Below are 18,157 nucleotides of genomic sequence, written 5' to 3'. Positions count from 1 at the left end.
CCGGCCCGGCGACGTCAGTTGACCTGCAGCTGGCCACCGCGGCCCAGCCCGCCCTTGACGTCCTGCGCCTTGTAGCTGCGCAGCGCCACGACCATCTTGTTCCACGCGTCGATGAACGCGACGACCGTCGCCTTGCCTTCCGGCGTCGTCGAGAAGCCGGCGAGCCCGCCGCCCACCCCGCCGCCGAGGCCGCCCAGCGCCGCGCCGTAGTTCGTCGCCGTCGAGCTGCCTTCCGACGCCGCGATCTGCACCGCCGAGCGCACGTCGAACAGCGTCAGCGTCACCACCGACGCCTTCGTCTGCAGGTGGCCCGCCACCGCCGCCACCGCGCTGTTGCCGATCAGCCCGCCGATCATGCTGCCGATCCCGCCGATCGGCGAATCGTTGATCACGATCTGCGGTTCCATGTAGTAGTCGGCCGCGACGCGCTGGCCCTTCTGCTGCTTCGAGCCCGCGCGGTATTCGCCCGAGTTGCGCTGCAGCTGCGTGATGCGCGACAGGCGCGCGTCGCTCTTCTGGTTGCCGATCGACGTGATCACGAAGCAGTTCGACTGCTGCACGGCCAGCCGCAGCAGCGGGTCGATGCTCGTCACCTTGGTCGCGCTGCCGAACGGGCCCCACCAGTCGGCGTTGCGGCCGTCGTCGACCGCGATCGTGCCCAGCGGCGACGCGCAGCGCTGCAGTTGCGAATCGGCGCCGGCGCTCGCGCCGCCTGCCGCCGCGCCCGTCACGCCGGCGTTCTGCCCGCCGGGCGTCACCACGCCGCCGCAACCCGCGACGCACGCGCCAAGCGCTGCAACCAGCGCGCCTTGAGTGAGACGTTGGGAAAGGTTGGTCTTCATGTCGTTGTCGGTCGATTAGAGTCGTTGTTCGGCTTATGTGTTCGTGCGAACGTCGATAAGCCCCCCGGCGTGGCGCGCGATGGTGGTCTCCCCGCTGCTGCCCCGTTGCTCGATACCCGGTCAGTAGTACCAGTACGTCTGTTGCCAGACGCCGTAGTACGGATAGCCCGAGTACCAGTAGCCGTAATACGTGTCACGCCATTGCGTGCGCCACTTCCAGTCTTCTTCGTCTTCTTTCTTGGCCTTGCGCGCGAGTTCGAGCAGCTTTTTCGATTCCTTGTCGCCGCGGCCCGCCGCGATCGACAGCCACTTCTCCGCTTCGCGCGCATCCGAGCCCATTTCCTCGAGGCCGAACAGGTAGAAACCGCCGAGCGCCTTTTGCGCGTTCAGGTCGCCGCGTTCGGCGGCCTCGCGCATCCACTTGAGCGCCTGGTAGCTGTCCTGGCGCACGCCGTCGCCGCGGAAATAGCGCAGGCCAAGATCGTAGGCGGCCTTCGGCTGGGTCTTCGCGGTTTGCTTGAGCGCGGCGATGCGTGGATCGTCGCGGTCTTGCGTATCGTCCCTTTTTTGATAGGAGACCTGATCTTTAGGGCGATCGGAACAACCTGTGTCGTCGCAAATCCGTACCGTGCCGGCGGTGATCGACGGATCCTGCGCGCACGCGGCCAGCAGCAACAGCAGCCCCGGTGCGAGTAAACGGCGATACATGGGTACTTTCCTCACGTTTCATTGGCGCCGTATTGCTTCGCGCGCTCGCCCGCGAGCCTGCCCCGGGCGGTGCGAGGCGCGGACGTTCCGCGGGCTCGCATGCCGAGGCTCTCTCAGGTTCTCTTTTCGGCTTGAAACATCGTTGCAGCGTCCGATACGGCGGAAAACAGAGAGCGGAACACAGCCCCGCGTTCCGCCTCTTTAATCCACGCAATACCGATCGATGCTTTCTGGATTCAAATGATACATATCGGTCTATCCAATAGTCAAGATGACTTGATGACCGGCGCCGGCCGCCAGGATTGCCCGGCGGGACAACGCCGGGATGCCGATTTCGTCGAGCAGCATGATGCTAGAATAATCGGTCTATGCTACTGAAATATCGAGGAGGAAGCCGTTCGTGCGAGCCAACAAACGCCAGCTGGTGGTGGACAAAGCGACCGAACTGTTCTCCAGGCACGGATTCCATCCGGTGGGTGTCGACTGGATCATCGACGATTCCGGTGTCGCCCGCATGACGCTGTACCGGCATTTTGCGAGCAAGGACGAACTGATTCGCGAAGTGCTGGTCCAGCGCTACGACCTCATCGTCGGCAGCATCGCCGCGCAGTTGCAGCACGTCACCGATCCGGTCGAGCGCGTCAAGACCATCTTCGACTGGTACGCGGCATGGTTCAGGACACCCGAATTTGCCGGCTGCCTGTTCGAGCGTGCGCTGGCCGAATTCGGCACCGCTTATGCGCCGATATCGGATGTCGCGATCCGCTATCGCCGCACGATGGTCGAATGGATCGCGGAGCTGATCGGGGCTCTCGTGCCGCCCGAAACCGCCAACCGGCTGGCAACGGTCTTCATGATGCTGCTGGACGGCGCGACGGTCGAAGCACGGGCCTTCAACGATTCCGCGGCTGCCGCGCGCGCGTGGCAAGCCGCGCACGCCCTTCTCGAACAGGCGATGCACGCGACGGTCTCGCCCGCCGACGGTGCGGCTAGCCCGACGTAACGCGCGTCGCGCGCCGGCGATGTGTCGGGACTCGATGCAAACGAACCGGTGCGCGTGAAGTTGCGCATCGGCAGCGCGAGCATGGCCGGTGCGCGGCCGGTCTCGAAGGAACACGCGATCAAGATCGACGCTGGCGACATGGCGAAGCCGAACGGGCCGTAACGCCCGGCCGGGCCGCCGCGGCGCGACGCCCGCCGGGCGGGTACGGCGATTGCGCGTGCCGCACGGGAGGCCCGCCATCATGAACGACAACGATTTTCTCCAGCCCGAGCCGACGGAACCGGCCCCGAATGCGGCCACGTGGGTCCGGCGTCTCGGTCCCGGCCTGGTCACCGGCGCCGCCGACGACGATCCTTCCGGCATCGGCACCTATTCGCAGGCGGGTGCGCAGTTCGGCTTCGAATTGCTGTGGGCGCTGCTGTTGACGTATCCGCTGATGACGGCCATCCAGCTGGTCAGCGCGAGAATCGGCCGCGTGACGGGCAAAGGTCTCGCGTCCAACATGCGCACGCACTACCCGCGATGGCTGCTGCACGGGACGGTCGTGCTGCTGATCACGGCCAACGTGATCAACATCGCGGCCGACCTGTCGGCCATGGGGGCGGCCGTCAATTTGTTGCTGCCCGGCCCGCAGCAGCTCTACATCGTGTGCCTCGGCGGCGTGTCGGTCGTGCTGCAGGTGTTCGTTCCATACGACCGCTACTCGCGATTGCTTAAATGGACCGCGCTGACGCTGCTGGCGTATGTCGCGGTCGCCCTCATCGTGCCCGTCAGCTGGGCCGAGGTCGGTCGCGCTATCGTGCAGCCCGATGCGCAACTGACCGCCGCCTATCTGACCACGGTCGTCGCCGTGCTCGGCACGACCATCAGCCCGTATCTGTTTTTCTGGCAGGCGTCCCAGGAAGTCGAGGAATTGCGCGCCGCGCCGAACCAGCGGCCGTTGCGGCGCATGCCGCGCCAGGCGCCCGCGCAGTTGCGCCGGATCAGCTTCGACACGTGGTTCGGCATGGGCGTGTCGAACGTGATCGGGTTCTTCATCGTGCTGACGGCGGCGGCCACACTCCACGCCCGTCACATCGACGTCAAAACGTCGGCGGACGCCGCGCGGGCGCTCGAGCCGCTTGCCGGTCACTTCGCGTACGTGCTGTTCGCGCTCGGCATCGTCGGCACCGGCCTGCTGGCGCTGCCGGTGCTCGCGGGATCGGCCGCCTATGCGGCGGCCGGCACGTTCCGCTGGCGCAATAGCCTCGCGTTGCAGTGGGGCGTCGCGCCCGAATTCTATGCGGTGATCGTATTGGCGATCGTCGGCGGAATCGCGTTCACGTTCATGCATTTCGACCCGATCCGCGCGCTGTACTGGAGCGCCGTCATCAACGGCGTGAGCGCCGTGCCGATCATGGTCGTGATGATGCTGATGGCGAGAAGCCGACGAGTCATGGGCGAGTTCGCCGTCAGAGGCCCGCTTGCGTGGGGAGGATGGGTCGCGACGCTCGCGATGGCGATCGCGGCGCTAGGCGTGTTCGTGCCGGGATAAAACCCGCGGCGCGGTTGGCGCGGCTCGCTGCGCTCACTCCAGTTTGCCCCTGCTTATCGCAGAGCCGACCGCATTGCGCAGCACGTCCGCGAGCCGCTGGTTTTGGCCTGCTTCGCGCGATGCGTGACGACGCGTGCACGGTAAATCCGGCGTTTCTTGTCCACGACCGAAAACAGATCGTCCGCCGCGTCGGCCGATTCGGCGGTGCCGAGGAACAGCTAGCCGTTCGGACGCAACGCGAAATGGAACAGCTCCAGGATTTGCCGCTGCACCGCCCGTTCCAGATAGATCAGCACGTTGCGGCACGAGATCGGGTCGAGATGCGAGAACGGTGGATCGCGCAGCAGGCTGTGCGCCGCGAACAGGATGCGTTCGCGCACCGCCTTCGCGATCACGTAGTGCGCGCCTTCCCGCGTGAAATACCGTTGCAGCAACGGGGCGGGCACATCGCTCGCGATCGACAGCGGGTAGGAACCGGTCCGCGCGCGGACGATCGCCGCTTCGTCGATATCGGTCGCGAAGACCTGGATGGCCTGGCTCGACATCGCGGCCTCGCGCGCCCGCGCGAGCAGCAGCGAGATCGAGTACGCCTCTTCGCCCGTCGCGCATCCGGCCACCCACACGCGTACCTCGGTTGGCGAAACGCCATGCTTCCCGTCGATCGCCATCGGGAACGATTCGTGCTCGTGCGTCGGCCCGTCGGATTCAATTTATTTCCTTTGACGGATGCCGTATTACCGGCGAATATTCGCGTCGATCAATCGCTTAGTACCGCTCAAAAACAAAACGAGACGATGCTCGCCCACGTAGTCGGGGACGTTACGCTGCTTCGCCAACAGATACTTGATCGAAGGGGAAGAAATGACGCCGTTTTCCCAGGATGTGAGCATCAAGCAAACCGCCGCCGTCTCCAAGGCAGGCACGCCGTCGCCCGTTTTCTGGAAAGCGGGGCCGATCGTCGAAGCCGCTCCGCCGGAGCCGAAATCCGCGACGCCGGACCTGCGCGATTTCTTCGCCGCCGCCGCGCTGCAGGGTTTGCTGTCGCGCGACGCCGGGCGCAACGTGTCGACGATCGCCGACTACGAATCGAAGCGCGCGGTCAGCGCCTACCGGCTCGCCGACGAAATGCTGAAAGCGCGCTGAACCGGCACGCCGGCCGGCGCTGGTCGGCCCGCGCGCCCGTCGTCATCCGGTTCGCGCGGCATCGCGGGGAATAGGGGCTGCCGCGATCGTCCGGACGCTGACGCACCGGCCATTCAGGTGCCGCCCGACCGCGACGCCACCGCGCCGATCGGCCCCGCCAGCAACGCGGCATGTCCGTCGCGGTGCGCTCCTTCGCCGCGCGTCGCCATCGTCACGAAACGGGCGTCACGCGCCCCATGCTGCCGAAACGACAACCGCTTGGAAATCCGGCAACGACGGTTGCAAGTCACGCGACGCGCTCGTATTGCCGCCGACGCCGCCCTTCCCTCGCACCGCGTCCTTGCATCGGCAACCGTCCACCCCGTGCGCGAGAAGCGACGCCTCGCGAACCGATCGCGCCTTCGTCATCCGGCGCCGACCCGTGCTCGACCGGCCATTGTTCGCCGAAAGCCGCTCCCACAGCTCAGCGCACGCCGGCCGGAATCGCGCCGCGTACCCGGGATCGTCGGCCGGCCACGGGATCGATTCGTGCTGGTTCGCCACCGCGAATGTCGCGCAACCCTTTCCACGGAGATGCCATGTTCATCCACAACACACGGCTTCAGTACACGGTGCGCGTCGGCGCGCCGAACCCCGGCCTCGCCAATCTGCTGCTCGAGCAGTTCGGCGGCCCGCAGGGCGAACTCGCCGCCGCGATGCGCTATTTCACTCAGGCGATCACCGAGGAGGACCCCGGCCGCAAGGACATGCTGCTCGACATCGCGACGGAGGAGCTGAGCCATCTCGAAGTGATCGGCTCGATGGCCGCGATGCTCAACCGCGGCGCGAAGGGCGAACTCGCGGAAGCAGTCGACGAACAGGCCGAGCTGTACCGCAAGCTGCACGGCGCCGGCAACGACAGCCACGTGACGCAGGTGCTGTACGGCGCGGGCGCGCCATTGACGAATTCGGGCGGCGTGCCGTGGTCGGCCGCGTACATCGACACGATCGGCGAACCGACCGCCGACCTGCGTTCGAACATCGCGGCCGAAGCGCGCGCGAAGATCATCTACGAACGGCTCATCAACGTGACCGACGATCCGGACATTCGCGACGCGCTCGGCTTCCTGATGACGCGCGAGGTCTCGCACCTGAAGTCGTTCGAGAAGGCGCTGTATGCGATCACCGCGAATTTCCCGCCCGGCAAGCTGCCGCCGAAGGCGCCGTACGACAGCGTGTACTTCCGGATGCAGCCGGACGCGGCGCCGCTGGTCGGCCCCTGGAATCATGGCGAAGGTCTCGAAATCCGCGACGCCGAGCCGGCGGTCGACGGCGGCACCGGTATTGCCGAAGGGATGCTCGAGCCGCAGCAGGTGGACGCGATCGACGCGATGGCGCAGCGGCTCGCGTCCGATCCGAACAGCGACCCGGTCACCGGCGCCGAGCTGGGTGCAGGCCAGCCGGTCCCGCAGGGCCGCGCGCCCGGCAAGCCGGATGGTGGCGGCTGACCGCAAGCGCGAAGACGGGTGCTCGGGCGCGGCCTCGAGCGTCGCTTCGTTCTGCGATGGAGGATGACATGACGACAGCCTGACACGGCGGGCGACGAACGTTCGATGGAATCGCTGCGCGGCGCGCACACGCACTTGCACTCGCCAGCGCGCGTTCAGCGCACGTCAGGCGCCTGCTTCGCCGGGCCCGGCCTGGTCGGTCTGGTCGGCCATCAGGTACTGGATGACCAGCGTCGGATCGGCGATGTCGAGAATCAGGCGGCGCATCACGCGCTTGCGCATATGGTCGTCATCCAGCGTCCACGGCCCCGCCGCGTCGCCGAGGTAGCGGCCGATCGCGACGCGATGGTCGCCGTCCGGCGGCAGGCCGAGCCGCGCGGCGAGCAGGCCGGCGATCACGTCGTCGATCTCGACGTTCAGCGGCCGGGAATCGATCGAAAGTTCGAGCTTCATGGTCGGTCTCGCAAACATGAAAAAACGGCGCGGCGCGTCCCCACTGTCGCGCGCGCCGGCAAAAGCCGCTCCGGCCAGCGGCTGGTCGACCATCGCAGGCGGGCCTGCGACGCCGGTCAGTAGCCGAGCTCGGGCGCGGGAGCCGGCTCGGCGCTGTCCTCTTTCGGCGCTTGCGCGACGGTCGCATCGGTCGTCAGCACCAGGCTCGCGATCGACGCGGCGTTCTGCAGCGCGGTACGCGTGACCTTGGTCGGATCGACCACGCCCGCGTCCACCAGATCGCCGTACTCGCCGGTCGCCGCGTTGTAGCCGAAGTTCCCGGTGCCTTCGAGCACCTTCGAGACCACGACCGACGGTTCGTCGCCCGCATTGGCCGCGATGACGCGCAGCGGCGCCTCCAGCGCGCGCAGCGCGATCCGGATGCCGGCGTCCTGGTCCGCATTCGCGCCCCGGATGTCCGACAGCGCCGCGCGCGCGCGCAGCAGCGCGACGCCACCGCCGGGCACGATGCCTTCCTCGACCGCGGCGCGCGTCGCATGCAGCGCATCGTCGACGCGATCCTTCTTCTCCTTCATTTCGACCTCGGTGACCGCGCCGACCTTGATCACCGCCACGCCGCCCGCGAGTTTCGCGACACGCTCCTGCAGCTTCTCGCGATCGTAGTCGCTCGTCGCTTCGTCGATCTGCGCGCGAATCGCCTTCACGCGCGCGTCGATGCGCGCCGCATCGCCCGCGCCGTCGATGATGATCGTATCGTCCTTGCGTATCTCGACACGCTTCGCACTGCCAAGATCCTCGAGCGTGGCCTTGTCGAGCTGCTTGCCGGTTTCCTCGGAGATGACCGTCGCGCCGGTCAGGATCGCGAGATCCTCGAGCATGGCCTTGCGTCGGTCGCCAAAGCCCGGCGCCTTGACGGCGGCGACCTTCAGGATGCCGCGCATCGAGTTCACCACGAGTGTCGCGAGCGCCTCGCCTTCGACGTCCTCGGCGACGATCAGCAACGGCTTGCCGGCCTTTGACGCCGCTTCGAGAATCGGCAGCAGGTCGCGGACACTGGAGATCTTCTTGTCGTGCAGCAAAATCAGCGCATCGTCGAGATAGGCCGCCTGCTTCGCCGGATCGTTGATGAAATACGGGCTCACGTAGCCGCGATCGAACTGCATGCCTTCGACCACGTCGAGTTCGTTCTCCAGCGACTTGCCGTCCTCCACGGTAATCACGCCATCCTTGCCCACTTTCTCCATCGCGTCGGCAATGATCTTGCCGATCGCCTCATCCGAGTTCGCGGAAATCGCGCCGACCTGCGCGATTTCCTTGTGGGTCGAAATCGGCCGGGACAGCTTGCGCAACTCGTCGAGCACCGCGCCGACGGCCTTGTCGATGCCGCGCTTCAGATCCATCGGATTCATGCCGGCCGCGACGTGCTTCATGCCTTCCTGCACGATCGCCTGCGCGAGCACGGTGGCGGTGGTCGTCCCGTCGCCGGCCACGTCGGCCGTCTTGGACGCGACCTGCTTGACGATCTGCGCGCCCATGTTCTCGAAGCGGTCCTTCAGCTCGATTTCCTTCGCGACCGACACGCCGTCCTTCGTGATCACGGGCGCGCCGAAGCCGCGTTCGATCACGACGTTGCGGCCCTTCGGGCCGAGCGTCACCTTCACCGCGTCGGCCAGCACGTTCACGCCCTTGACGATCTGCTGGCGGGCGCCGTCGCGGAATTTCACGTCTTTTGCAGTCATGTTCTTGCTCCGGATACAGTCGTTGAACGGGATGCCGCGCGCATCGGGCAGTCACCCGTGCGACGCGGTCGAATCGACATTCAGGCCGCTTTCCTGGCGGCCGGCGATTCGGGTTCGAGTACGCCCATGACGTCCTCTTCGCGCATCACGAGCAGTTCCTCGCCGTTCACCTTCACGGTCTGGCCTGCATATTTGCCGAAAAGAACCTGGTCGCCGATCTGGAGCTGCAGCGGGCGCTGCGAGCCGTCCTGGAGCAGCCGGCCGCTGCCGACCGCAATCACTTCACCCTGCTCGGGCCGTTCGGCCGCCGAATCGGGAATCACGATGCCGGAGGCCGTCGTCCGCTGCTGTTCGATTCGCTTGACGATAACCCGGTCGTAGAGGGGACGAATCTGCATTTTCATCTCCTGAGCGATGAGATCACCTGGAAAAGGGAATCCGCCGGCGCGTGCATGCGCAAGGGCTGCGCTGCGCCGGCGTGCCGTCGATTGGCGAAAAGCGAAATAGTGGCGCGGGAAGCGCGCTTCAAGGGGGTGAGAAAAGGACGTTTGTAACAAGATGTTTCAGCGCGGAAACGCCTGTTTGATGATCGGCGGTTGTCTCGCGACGCCCCCGTGACGAGCGGCAACACGACGCCGACGGCCGCCGCACAGCCCACGCGAATCGTCACGGAGGCGGCGCTTGAAATCCGCGCTTCCCATCCTATTTTGGGTATCGCTCAAGCAGCCGCGGCTTACGCGCTGCGTGTTTCGATTTGTTTGTCAGCGAGGCCTCTCGCGGATCGACGAACTGGAGCGCGTGGTCCGGTTCGTCCTCCGTGCGAGGCTCAACCGGGAGCGAATCATGAACGATCCTTTCCTTCTCTTCGATCGGCTGCCGGGGGTCGGCCGCCGACCACGACGCGCCGCCCGCGTCGTCACGGGTCTGCCGGCCGGCCTGCGGACAGCGCGCAACGGTACGAGTCGCCTGGCGCCGATCGGCGCTCGCGTACGTGCTGCGCGCAAGCCATTCGCGTTGCGCGGCGCGGCCCAACCCGCCGCGATCGGCCAGCCGAAGCTGCCGCGCCGTCGGGTCGCCGCGCTTGGAAGCGTGCAGCACCCCATTTCGTTTTTCCGCGTGATGCCCGCTATTGGCAGTGCCGTGCGCGACGGGGGACGGCCATGCTGAGCCCGCACGAATTCGCGACGCTGATGCTGGTGTGCCAGGCGCCGGATCAGCTCGACATGAATCGCGCCGAACTCGATGCGTTGCTCGAACGGCAGCTCGTCATGCTCGAACATGGCGCACCCGGCCGCCGACGCGCGTATCTGACGAAGAAAGGCCGATCGATTCTCCATGCGCTCGGGGGCGACATCGCTTCCCGCCGGAGCCATGGGGTGACAGCGAAGCGCGGCGGTCAAGGCGAAGCGCCCGTCGCACTATCGGACGAGGCCGGATGACGCGGCTCGGTCGCCGACTCGGCGACCGACGCGCACGCGGTCGTGCCAGCTCGGCCTGCCTCAACGCACAGGTGATCTGTTCTTCGGTGAACTTGCTCTTCTCGATCACCCCCAAGTGGCTTGCAAAAAGCGTCGGGCCGCACATGCCCGCACAGTCGATACCCTCTTGTCGCGATAAAACTGCACGCGACGTGCGGCTACCGCGCGCCAGGTTGTCGATCGTAGGGATCCGCCACGCCGTCTCCCGAACCGGGCGATCGTTTCGCAATATTCACCTAACCCAGAAATTGTATAAAATTCCAAAAAAATGGAATCAACATAATAAATCCCACATGCGTTTCTCGATCCACTATTACAAAAACAGATGAGGTGCAATTCTTGACATTCACGAATCGCCCTCCTAGATTTAACCAAACATAAATTCTACTAAAGAGCCGGCGCGGATCGTTCCGGCTCGGCATTCATTGCTTGACGGAAACACTTCCTGATTTACAACGTGCACAGCAACCACCGCCTGCCTGCCTTCGTTCGTAACGGGGCAGCGTCATCGGAGGGCGCTCTGCATATGGGTAATGACATGGCTCGTTTCGACTCGCCACGCCTTCCATTTCAATAATCGCACGAACGCAATCTTCGCTTTCATGTTGATCGCGGTAATTCAATATCCGCTTTCGAAGGAAAATCTGTCGCATTGCGCTGCACCCTACCGAATCGAATTCCACCTTCGACGCGGCGCTTCATTTTTTAAATGGCGAATCCATTTAGGCGAAAGTAAATGGAAGAAATACTGATTCAGGCGCACGAAAACGACGCGCAGGTAGAAACCGATACCCAAACCCACATGCACCAGCCCGGTTTGCTGCTTCGCGAAATTCACGCGCGCGTTCGGCTCGATGACGCCGTGCTCCAGCCACGTGCCGCGCTCCTGTCGGTATCGACATAACCCACCGCCCCTATCACCCCGGAATACGCACATGGATGCCTTGAGTGCAATCGACGCGCCGGCCGACCTCAGGAAGCTCGCGCGCGCACAATTGCCTGACCTCGCGACCCAACTGCGCGATTTCGTGCTGCACAGCGTCGCCGCCACCGGCGGGCATCTCGCGTCCAATCTCGGCTCCGTCGAACTGGCCATCGCGCTGCACTACGTATTCGATACGCCGCGCGATCGCATCGTCTGGGACGTCGGGCACCAGACCTATCCGCACAAGATCCTGACCGGTCGGCGCGAGGCGATGAAGACACTGCGCCAAAGCGGCGGCATCTCCGGTTTTCCGCGCCGCAGCGAATCGCCGTACGACGCGTTCGGCACCGCACACTCCAGCACGTCGATCTCCGCCGTGCTCGGCATGGCGCATGCCGCCCGGATCAACGGCGAAGCGCGGCATTGCGTGGCGGTGATCGGCGACGGCGCGTTGAGCGCCGGCATCGCCGAGCAGCACGCGATCACGTTCGCCGGCGGGCTGGCGGCCGACGGACTGAAACCCGTGGTAGCGATCTACTCGACGTTCCTGCAGCGCGGATACGACCAGTTGATCCACGACATCGCGATCCAGCGTCTGCCGGTCACGTTTGCGATCGACCGGGCAGGCATCGTCGGCGCGGACGGCGCGACCCACATGGGTGCGTTCGACATTGCGTTCCTGCGATGCATCCCGGATCTGGTTCTCATGGCGCCGGCGGACGAAAGCGAGTGCCGCCAGATGCTGCATACGGCGCTCGATCACGATGGCCCCGCGGCCGTGCGCTATCCGCGCGGCTGCGGCCCCGGCGTGCCGCCCGTTCAACAGATGCAGCCCATACCGATCGGCAAGGGCGCGGTGATACGTACCTCATCACAGCCACCGGGCGCCCGCATCGCGATCCTGGCTTTCGGCTCCATGGTGGAGGCCGGACTGAAAGCCGGCAAGCAACTGGATGCCACGGTGGCAAATATGCGCTTCATCAAACCGCTGGATATTGATCTCGTGCGTACGCTCGCCGACCAGCACGACGTACTCGTCACGGTAGAGGAAGGTTGCGTCGCCGGTGGTGCGGGTTCCGCCTGCCTCGAAGCGCTGGCCGCGCAGCGTGTGCCGATTCCCGTATTGCAACTCGGCCTGCCGGACCAGTTCGTCGAACATGGCGACCCGGCCATGCTACTTGCCGCCTGCGGCCTCGATGTCGACGGGCTGGTGCAATCCATCGATCGTTTTTTCAGTGAAGCCGTCGCCCCTTGTCGTTCGCCCCGAACGATGACGCATATGAGCCTGGCGTCCTAGCCCTGCCGCCCCCTTGGCCCGCAACCTTTCTTTCCCACCGGGAGAAAAAGATGATTCCGCTCTCGAAAGCCCACGACATGATCCGGCAGTACAGCAAGACGTGGTATCTGCCCGTAGTCGGCCTGCCGCCCAGGTTGAACGAGGCGGCGTCGTGCGCCTACCTGTGCATGCGCGGCATCGATGAAATCGAGGATCACCCGACCATGGCCGCCGCGGACCGGGCTCGCCTGCTTCGGCGTGTCAGCGCCATTCTGCAAACCCACTTCTCGCCAGCGGATTTTCAGGCCGCATTCGAAGGCTATGAAGACGTTCTCCCACCGGTTTCGCTGCAACTGGGCCAATGGGTCACGCTCGCGCCGATCGACATCGCGCCTCGCGTACTCGACACGTTTTCCGTCATGGCAGAGCGAATGGCGGATTGGGTCGAATCGGATTTCGCGATCCGGACGGAGCAGGACTTGAACCGGTATACCTATGCAGTGGCCGGTACGCTGGTACTGCTACTCAGCGATCTGTGGGGCTGGTTCAATCACACCGACACCAACCGTACCGACGCCATCGGATACGGCCGCGCGCTGCAGGCCGTCAACATCCTGATCGATCGCGACGAAGACACCGGGCGCGGGGTCGATTTCTGGCCACACGGCTGGGGCTTGCGCGAGATGCTCGGTTATGTCGGGCGAGAACTCGCACTGGCGCAGGCGTATCTGGACGCGCTGCCACCAGGCCCCGCGCGCAGCTTCTGCGAACAACCGCTGATCGCTGCGCGGCACGCCGCGCTGAATCTGAAGCAAGCGATCGACGCCGGCAGCGAACCACGCGCTTACGCGGCAGCGGATGGACTCGCCGGTCGACCATGACGGCACCACGTTCCGCGTTTATCGCCATATCGCGCTTTCCCGGAGGCTTCAACATGCGCGTCATCCTTGCCGAACCTCGCGGCTTCTGCGCCGGAGTCGTACGCGCGATCGACATTGTCGATCGCACACTGGAAAAATACGGTGCTCCCGTCTACGTTCGGCACGAAATCGTCCACAACCGGCGAGTCGTGGACAGCCTCAGGCGCAAAGGCGCCGTCTTCGTCGAGTCCCTCGCCGACATTCCCGAGCAAGCGGTGGCCGTGTTCAGTGCGCATGGTGTCGGTCAAAAGGTGGAGGCCGAAGCGCGGCAGCGTGGCTTGCATGTGCTCGACGCCACCTGCCCGCTCGTCGCCAAGGTCCACGTCCAGGCCCGGCGTTATGCGTCGCAAGGGAAGACCGTCGTGCTGATCGGGCATGCCGGACACCCCGAAGTCGTCGGCACGCTGGACCAGGCCCCGGACGCGACGGTCCTGGTGGAAAGCAAGGCCGATGTGGCAGCCCTGCCGTTTGCCGCCGACGCGCCGCTGGCCTATATCACGCAGACCACACTCAGCGTGGACGACACGCGCGACATCATCGCCGCGCTCAAACAGCGCTATCCCGGCATCGTCGGCCCCGATGTCCACGACATCTGCTATGCCACGCAGAACCGGCAAACGGCCGTACGCGAGCTTTGCCGCAGAGTCGAACTGATGCTGGTGATTGGCGCCCGCTACAGCTCGAACACCGTTCGACTGCACGAGATCGCGCTCGAGTCGGGCATCCCCAGCCACTTGATCGCCGATGCGAGCGAACTGGGGCGCCAGTGGTTCCAGGGCATCGGAACCGTCGGCGTCACTGCGGGTGCATCCGCACCCGAAACGTTGGTCGACGAGGTGATTGCGGTACTGCGAACGTACACGCCGCTGGAGATCGAAACCCTGTCCGGACGGCGTGAAACAGCGATCTTTCCGCTGCCGACCGAATTGCTGCCCGGTACCGCATCGGCGGTCACGCTGCATACCTGACGCGCGGCCCGGCGCAACCGTCGCATTCGGAGATGCCCCATGCGGAATCCGACCTACCCGATCTTGCCCCGACACAGCCCCGTGGTGGATGCGCGCAGTCCGCTGCCCTACCCGAACGGCTGGTTCGGCGCGTGCTTCAGCCGCGATCTCAAACCAGGCCGCGTACAGACCGTTCCGTTCATGGGTGGCGAACTTGTCGTCTACCGCACGCAGTCCGGCGCCGCCAAAGCCATCAGCCCGTATTGTCCGCATCTGGGCGCCCATCTCGGCCATGGCGGCAAGGTCGACGGCGAACATCTCGTCTGCCCATACCACGGGCTTTCCTTTGCGCCGGGCGGACAATGCCAGCCGGATCGAGACAGCCCGCCCTTGCACGGCGGCCCCCGACTGACCGAATGGCCGCTGCGTGAAGTCAACGGCGTGGTATTCGTGTGGCACGACGCCGAACGCCGGGCGCCCACATGGGATGTACCGGAGCTCGACCTCCGGACGTTCTCCCGCGCGGACCGGAACACCTTCGACATTCCCGGATACGTGCAGGACATCGCCGAAAACGGCATCGACAGGTTGCATCTGGTGCGCGTTCACGAGTTTGCCGACGCGCAGGTCAGTGCCTTTCGCGCCGCCGGCCCCAGACTGACGTACGAGATCACGACGCACGCTTCCGGCCAGTGGCTGCATTTCCGGAACACGTACTGCGGCCTCGGATACATGATCGGCGAAATCGACGTGCCGACGCTGCGCGTGCAGTTGAAGGTGCTCAGTTGCCCGGTCCCGACCGCACCGCTCGAATGGCGCGCCCGGGTACTGAATTTCATTCACGTCGACGCGCTCGACCGGTGGCCGGGCCCGCTGCGACGCGGGCTGCAAGATACGCTGGTGCTGGCGCTAAGGGCGTGGTTCCGATACCAGATCGGCAACGACATCAAGATCTGGAATCACCGTCGCTACAACCATGAAGCCAGGCTGGTGCCCGGCGACGGCCCCATCATGGCGTTTCGACGCTGGGCGGCCCAGTTCTACCCGCCCCATGAATCCGTCGCCGATAGCCGTCGAGGCCTCGAGCGCGTGAACGAAACCTGAACGGGAGAGACGAGATGAACTATCCGGCCATGCCTATCCAGCATCGTTGTGTCACGGTCGAAAAGCGCAGCGTCCAACCGTATCCGAGGGGCTGGTTTGCGGTGTGTTACAGCCACGACGTCAAGTCGGGGACGGTACGGACCTTCCCGCTCGCCGACGGTGAAATCGTGCTGTACCGGACTCGATCCGGCGTGCTCAACGCAATCAATTCGTATTGCCCGCATTTCGGCGCGCACCTCGGCCACGGCGGCAAAGTGAAGGGCGAAAACCTCGTCTGCCCCTTTCACGGTTATGCGTTCGGGCCCGATGGCGCGTGCCTGCGCCCGAAAAACGAACCGCCATCGCCGGGTCTGCGGTTGAGCAGATGGTACTTGCGTGAAACCGGCGGAATGGCGTGGGTCTGGTACGACTTCGACGGCAATCCACCGATGTGGGAGATCCCGGCCTTCGACAGCATGGAATTCTCCCGCACCGTGTACCGCTGTACGGTCATCGCAGGACATATGCAGGATTCGGCCGAAAACGGCGCCGACATGGGCCATATGGCGCACGTTCATCACTTCCGCGCGCCCGTCATGCCGGAGGTCACGATCGATGGCCCCATTATGGTTGCCTACACGAAGACGATGTACGAGAACCGGTGGCCGTTCAACTTCCGCGCCAGTTGGTATGGCATTGGCTATCTGATCGGTGAACTCGAATTTCCCGGCATCGGACTGGAAATCCGGACGCTTGGCGCTTTCACCCAGATCGAGCCGGCCAAATGGACGCTCAGATGGAGTCATGTCGCCCGCATCGCTGCATTCGATGCCCTCCCACGCCTGCTTCGCCTGCTGCTCAACACCCTCGTCGTCAGACTCTATGAACCGTGGTTTCACATGCAGAACATGCGCGACAAGCGCATCTGGGACTACAAGACTCACCGGCCCCACCCTGCCACCACGCCCATGGATCGCTCCGTCCTCGAATATCGGAAATGGGCGGCGCAGTTTTATCCGTCGGAAATGGAGACGGTCGACAGCGTGACGACGAACAGGCCCGGTGTCCCGCGCATCGAACCCGCCCGCATGACATCCCGGAGTGCCGCCCATGAATGATCCGCGCCAGCTCACCCCAGTGCCGGACACCCTGGTGATTCCCGAGCGCTATTGCCCGCTGCTGCAGGACGTCAATCCCATGCGCGCGCGACTCGACGCGAGTATCGAAGCCTGGGTCCAAAAATTCGGGTTGGTACGGACGGAGCGCGAGTGGACCTTGTTCCATGCGGCGCAAACGGGCTTGCTGACATCCCTGTGCTATCCGCGCATGCCGTTCGAGACGCTGGAACCCGCGGGCCATCTATGCACATGGATTCTGCAATTCGACGAGTCCGGCTTCGAAGGCCCGGCCAGCCAAGGCAATTTCTCGCAAACGACGGCCAACCTCGCCCGCTTCCAAAAAATCGCCGATGCGCCACAGCAGCCCCTCGACGTTCAGGAACCGTATTGGGTGGCGTTGCAGGACATCCTGCTTCGGCTGCACAAGATCGCCACTGGCGAGCAACTCTACCGATTCGACATGGGTATCCTGCGCTGGCTGCACGGCAACGGGTGCGAACTCGGCTACCGCGTCAAGGGAACCATGCCCACGCTGCAAGATTTCCTGGTGATCCGCGGCAACACGGCCGGGTCGAGCCTGTTCGCGTCGATGATCGACATGGGCAGCGACCGACCGATTTCGAGCGCACATTGGGGCAGCCCCGCGCTGCGCGAGCTGAACCTGCTCGGCGATTTTCTGTACGGAATCGACAACGACATCGCGAGCTACTTGCGCGATGCGCAATCGCCCCGGCAACTGCGCTGGAACGTCGTGGATGTGCTGGCTCACGAATACGGTATATCCGCGGAACACGCGATCCAACGCGCCTGCGACATGCACCGCGAAAAGATGCAGCAGACGGCCGATCTCTGCAGCAGCTTGCGCCATCATCCGGACACTGGCGTGCGGGAATTCGCCACCGACTTCGAATACATGATGTCGGGGCCGTGGAAGTGGTATCAGATGATCAACCGATATCGGGTGGTCGATGAGTTCTGATTGACAGCCTCGAAGCAGAGGTCGGCACCGACGCGGAATCGGAACACTGTCACGACATCACGGACCTGCGTGCCGCGCAATAAAATCGTCACCGCACGTCGTATCGCGAACGTCGGTGTCAACTCCCCTGCGGCGCCGGCAGTGGCGGTCACGCGTTGTGCGCAATCCGAGTTTGAGCCGACAATCGTGCCATCGTGACAACTCGGGCGCGGGCCGCCATCGAGGCTCCATGACTGCCCGGACGGGGGCAGGACAAGGAGGCGTTCGTCCCACACCACGGATTGAGGACCTGCCACGACGATTCGCGCCGCGTCAGGACGTGCCGGATTCACCCGCACGTTGAACTCTGCCCGGACGACGACGGAAGGGATGACCCGGCGCGCTGTCCTCGATTCGGTCAGCCATGCATCGGCGAACTGCCGTGCTACCTGCAGTGCCGCCGCATCCCATTCTCTCGGCAACGTTTCTGCCGCTGCCTGGCACACACCGACAAAAGCTGCCTCAGGCGACACAGGCCTCCTT

19 protein-coding genes and 1 pseudogene are annotated in these 18,157 nt (G+C 64.7%); 12 read left to right on the top strand and 8 right to left on the bottom strand.

The window, feature by feature from the left end:
• Nucleotides 1-14: 14 nt before the first annotated feature.
• Complete coding sequence (locus CFB49_RS30705) at nt 15-842, bottom strand: hypothetical protein (protein ID WP_089437596.1); 828 nt, start codon at nt 840-842, stop codon at nt 15-17.
• Between the two features lie 120 nt (nt 843-962).
• The gene (locus CFB49_RS30700; protein WP_089493126.1) at nt 963-1,550 is read right to left on the bottom strand and encodes a tetratricopeptide repeat protein; all 588 of its coding nucleotides are present in this window, start codon (nt 1,548-1,550) and stop codon (nt 963-965) included.
• Between the two features lie 400 nt (nt 1,551-1,950).
• On the opposite strand from CFB49_RS30700, the gene CFB49_RS30695 reads away from it, so the two are divergent.
• Nucleotides 1,951-2,553, top strand: coding sequence for a TetR/AcrR family transcriptional regulator (locus tag CFB49_RS30695; protein ID WP_069617241.1), 603 nt, complete (start codon nt 1,951-1,953; stop codon nt 2,551-2,553).
• A 241-nt stretch (nt 2,554-2,794) separates the two neighbouring features.
• Entirely contained in the window at nt 2,795-4,087 is a 1,293-nt protein-coding gene (locus tag CFB49_RS30690) for an Nramp family divalent metal transporter (RefSeq protein WP_089437594.1), read from the top strand.
• Nucleotides 4,088-4,197: 110 nt separating this feature from the next.
• On the opposite strand, the pseudogene CFB49_RS30685 reads toward CFB49_RS30690, so the two are convergent.
• Nucleotides 4,198-4,719, bottom strand: a pseudogene (locus tag CFB49_RS30685) (CheR family methyltransferase); the annotation flags it as partial.
• A 229-nt stretch (nt 4,720-4,948) separates the two neighbouring features.
• Here CFB49_RS30685 and CFB49_RS30680 point away from each other — a divergent pair.
• Together CFB49_RS30680 and CFB49_RS30670 are read left to right on the top strand one after the other, a co-directional pair.
• On the top strand, nt 4,949-5,230 hold the full coding sequence (locus tag CFB49_RS30680; protein WP_089438126.1) for a hypothetical protein: 282 nt from the start codon (nt 4,949-4,951) through the stop codon (nt 5,228-5,230).
• 578 nt (nt 5,231-5,808) lie between these two features.
• On the top strand, nt 5,809-6,717 hold the full coding sequence (locus tag CFB49_RS30670; RefSeq protein WP_089437593.1) for a manganese catalase family protein: 909 nt from the start codon (nt 5,809-5,811) through the stop codon (nt 6,715-6,717).
• 165 nt (nt 6,718-6,882) lie between these two features.
• Here the strand turns inward: CFB49_RS30670 and CFB49_RS30665 are convergent, their stop codons facing one another.
• The 4 genes from CFB49_RS30665 to CFB49_RS36535 form a co-directional block, all read right to left on the bottom strand.
• On the bottom strand, nt 6,883-7,170 hold the full coding sequence (locus CFB49_RS30665) for a hypothetical protein (RefSeq protein ID WP_069617242.1): 288 nt from the start codon (nt 7,168-7,170) through the stop codon (nt 6,883-6,885).
• Between the two features lie 116 nt (nt 7,171-7,286).
• On the bottom strand, nt 7,287-8,909 hold the full coding sequence (groL, locus tag CFB49_RS30660; protein ID WP_089493255.1) for a chaperonin GroEL: 1,623 nt from the start codon (nt 8,907-8,909) through the stop codon (nt 7,287-7,289).
• 80 nt (nt 8,910-8,989) lie between these two features.
• On the bottom strand, nt 8,990-9,307 hold the full coding sequence (locus CFB49_RS30655) for a co-chaperone GroES (protein ID WP_089493705.1): 318 nt from the start codon (nt 9,305-9,307) through the stop codon (nt 8,990-8,992).
• A gap of 304 nt (nt 9,308-9,611) precedes the next feature.
• On the bottom strand, nt 9,612-10,007 hold the full coding sequence (locus CFB49_RS36535) for a hypothetical protein (RefSeq protein WP_069617235.1): 396 nt from the start codon (nt 10,005-10,007) through the stop codon (nt 9,612-9,614).
• Between the two features lie 62 nt (nt 10,008-10,069).
• Here CFB49_RS36535 and CFB49_RS30645 point away from each other — a divergent pair, with 62 nt between their 5' ends.
• From CFB49_RS30645 to CFB49_RS30615, 8 genes are all read left to right on the top strand, one after another.
• Nucleotides 10,070-10,348, top strand: a complete 279-nt coding sequence (locus CFB49_RS30645) for a hypothetical protein (protein WP_069617234.1) — start codon at nt 10,070-10,072, stop codon at nt 10,346-10,348.
• A 775-nt stretch (nt 10,349-11,123) separates the two neighbouring features.
• Nucleotides 11,124-11,291: a hypothetical protein gene (locus tag CFB49_RS36530; RefSeq protein ID WP_176730156.1), complete on the top strand. Its 168-nt coding sequence runs from the start codon at nt 11,124-11,126 to the stop codon at nt 11,289-11,291.
• 31 nt (nt 11,292-11,322) lie between these two features.
• Nucleotides 11,323-12,609, top strand: a complete 1,287-nt coding sequence (locus tag CFB49_RS30640; RefSeq protein WP_089493254.1) for a 1-deoxy-D-xylulose-5-phosphate synthase — start codon at nt 11,323-11,325, stop codon at nt 12,607-12,609.
• 50 nt (nt 12,610-12,659) lie between these two features.
• Nucleotides 12,660-13,469, top strand: coding sequence for a squalene/phytoene synthase family protein (locus CFB49_RS30635; RefSeq protein ID WP_069617232.1), 810 nt, complete (start codon nt 12,660-12,662; stop codon nt 13,467-13,469).
• Between the two features lie 53 nt (nt 13,470-13,522).
• Nucleotides 13,523-14,476 carry a 4-hydroxy-3-methylbut-2-enyl diphosphate reductase gene (gene ispH, locus CFB49_RS30630; protein ID WP_089493253.1) on the top strand — a complete coding sequence of 318 codons (954 nt, stop codon included), beginning with the start codon at nt 13,523-13,525 and terminating at the stop codon, nt 14,474-14,476.
• Between the two features lie 39 nt (nt 14,477-14,515).
• Nucleotides 14,516-15,559, top strand: coding sequence for a Rieske 2Fe-2S domain-containing protein (locus CFB49_RS30625; RefSeq protein WP_089493252.1), 1,044 nt, complete (start codon nt 14,516-14,518; stop codon nt 15,557-15,559).
• A 14-nt stretch (nt 15,560-15,573) separates the two neighbouring features.
• Nucleotides 15,574-16,656, top strand: coding sequence for a Rieske 2Fe-2S domain-containing protein (locus tag CFB49_RS30620; RefSeq protein ID WP_089493251.1), 1,083 nt, complete (start codon nt 15,574-15,576; stop codon nt 16,654-16,656).
• Entirely contained in the window at nt 16,649-17,635 is a 987-nt protein-coding gene (locus CFB49_RS30615; RefSeq protein WP_089493250.1) for a terpene synthase family protein, read from the top strand. The genes CFB49_RS30620 and CFB49_RS30615 overlap by 8 nt, the downstream gene beginning before the upstream one ends.
• Here the strand turns inward: CFB49_RS30615 and CFB49_RS36970 are convergent.
• The gene (locus CFB49_RS36970; protein ID WP_249190599.1) at nt 17,596-18,147 is read right to left on the bottom strand and encodes an RES family NAD+ phosphorylase; all 552 of its coding nucleotides are present in this window, start codon (nt 18,145-18,147) and stop codon (nt 17,596-17,598) included. The two genes, CFB49_RS30615 and CFB49_RS36970, sit on opposite strands and share 40 nt — an antisense overlap.
• Nucleotides 18,148-18,157 lie beyond the last annotated feature (10 nt).

It is taken from the genome of Burkholderia sp. AU17457, assembly GCF_002223255.1.
Taxonomy (GTDB): domain Bacteria; phylum Pseudomonadota; class Gammaproteobacteria; order Burkholderiales; family Burkholderiaceae; genus Burkholderia; species Burkholderia sola.
This window is presented reverse-complemented; position numbering and strand designations above follow the sequence as displayed.

What these genes read in the sequence shown, in the direction of transcription:
- groL (WP_089493255.1), bottom strand. Translation starts at nt 8,909, where the DNA reads ATGACTGCAAAAGACGTGAAATTCCGCGACGGCGCCCGCCAGCAGATC.
- CFB49_RS30690 (WP_089437594.1), top strand. Translation starts at nt 2,795, where the DNA reads ATGAACGACAACGATTTTCTCCAGCCCGAGCCGACGGAACCGGCCCCG.
- CFB49_RS30665 (WP_069617242.1), bottom strand. Translation starts at nt 7,170, where the DNA reads ATGAAGCTCGAACTTTCGATCGATTCCCGGCCGCTGAACGTCGAGATC.
- CFB49_RS30620 (WP_089493251.1), top strand. Translation starts at nt 15,574, where the DNA reads ATGAACTATCCGGCCATGCCTATCCAGCATCGTTGTGTCACGGTCGAA.
- CFB49_RS30635 (WP_069617232.1), top strand. Translation starts at nt 12,660, where the DNA reads ATGATTCCGCTCTCGAAAGCCCACGACATGATCCGGCAGTACAGCAAG.
- ispH (WP_089493253.1), top strand. Translation starts at nt 13,523, where the DNA reads ATGCGCGTCATCCTTGCCGAACCTCGCGGCTTCTGCGCCGGAGTCGTA.
- CFB49_RS30680 (WP_089438126.1), top strand. Translation starts at nt 4,949, where the DNA reads ATGACGCCGTTTTCCCAGGATGTGAGCATCAAGCAAACCGCCGCCGTC.
- CFB49_RS30670 (WP_089437593.1), top strand. Translation starts at nt 5,809, where the DNA reads ATGTTCATCCACAACACACGGCTTCAGTACACGGTGCGCGTCGGCGCG.
- CFB49_RS30705 (WP_089437596.1), bottom strand. Translation starts at nt 842, where the DNA reads ATGAAGACCAACCTTTCCCAACGTCTCACTCAAGGCGCGCTGGTTGCA.
- CFB49_RS30645 (WP_069617234.1), top strand. Translation starts at nt 10,070, where the DNA reads ATGCTGAGCCCGCACGAATTCGCGACGCTGATGCTGGTGTGCCAGGCG.
- CFB49_RS30655 (WP_089493705.1), bottom strand. Translation starts at nt 9,307, where the DNA reads ATGCAGATTCGTCCCCTCTACGACCGGGTTATCGTCAAGCGAATCGAA.
- CFB49_RS30615 (WP_089493250.1), top strand. Translation starts at nt 16,649, where the DNA reads ATGAATGATCCGCGCCAGCTCACCCCAGTGCCGGACACCCTGGTGATT.
- CFB49_RS36530 (WP_176730156.1), top strand. Translation starts at nt 11,124, where the DNA reads ATGGAAGAAATACTGATTCAGGCGCACGAAAACGACGCGCAGGTAGAA.
- CFB49_RS30640 (WP_089493254.1), top strand. Translation starts at nt 11,323, where the DNA reads ATGGATGCCTTGAGTGCAATCGACGCGCCGGCCGACCTCAGGAAGCTC.
- CFB49_RS30625 (WP_089493252.1), top strand. Translation starts at nt 14,516, where the DNA reads ATGCGGAATCCGACCTACCCGATCTTGCCCCGACACAGCCCCGTGGTG.
- CFB49_RS30700 (WP_089493126.1), bottom strand. Translation starts at nt 1,550, where the DNA reads ATGTATCGCCGTTTACTCGCACCGGGGCTGCTGTTGCTGCTGGCCGCG.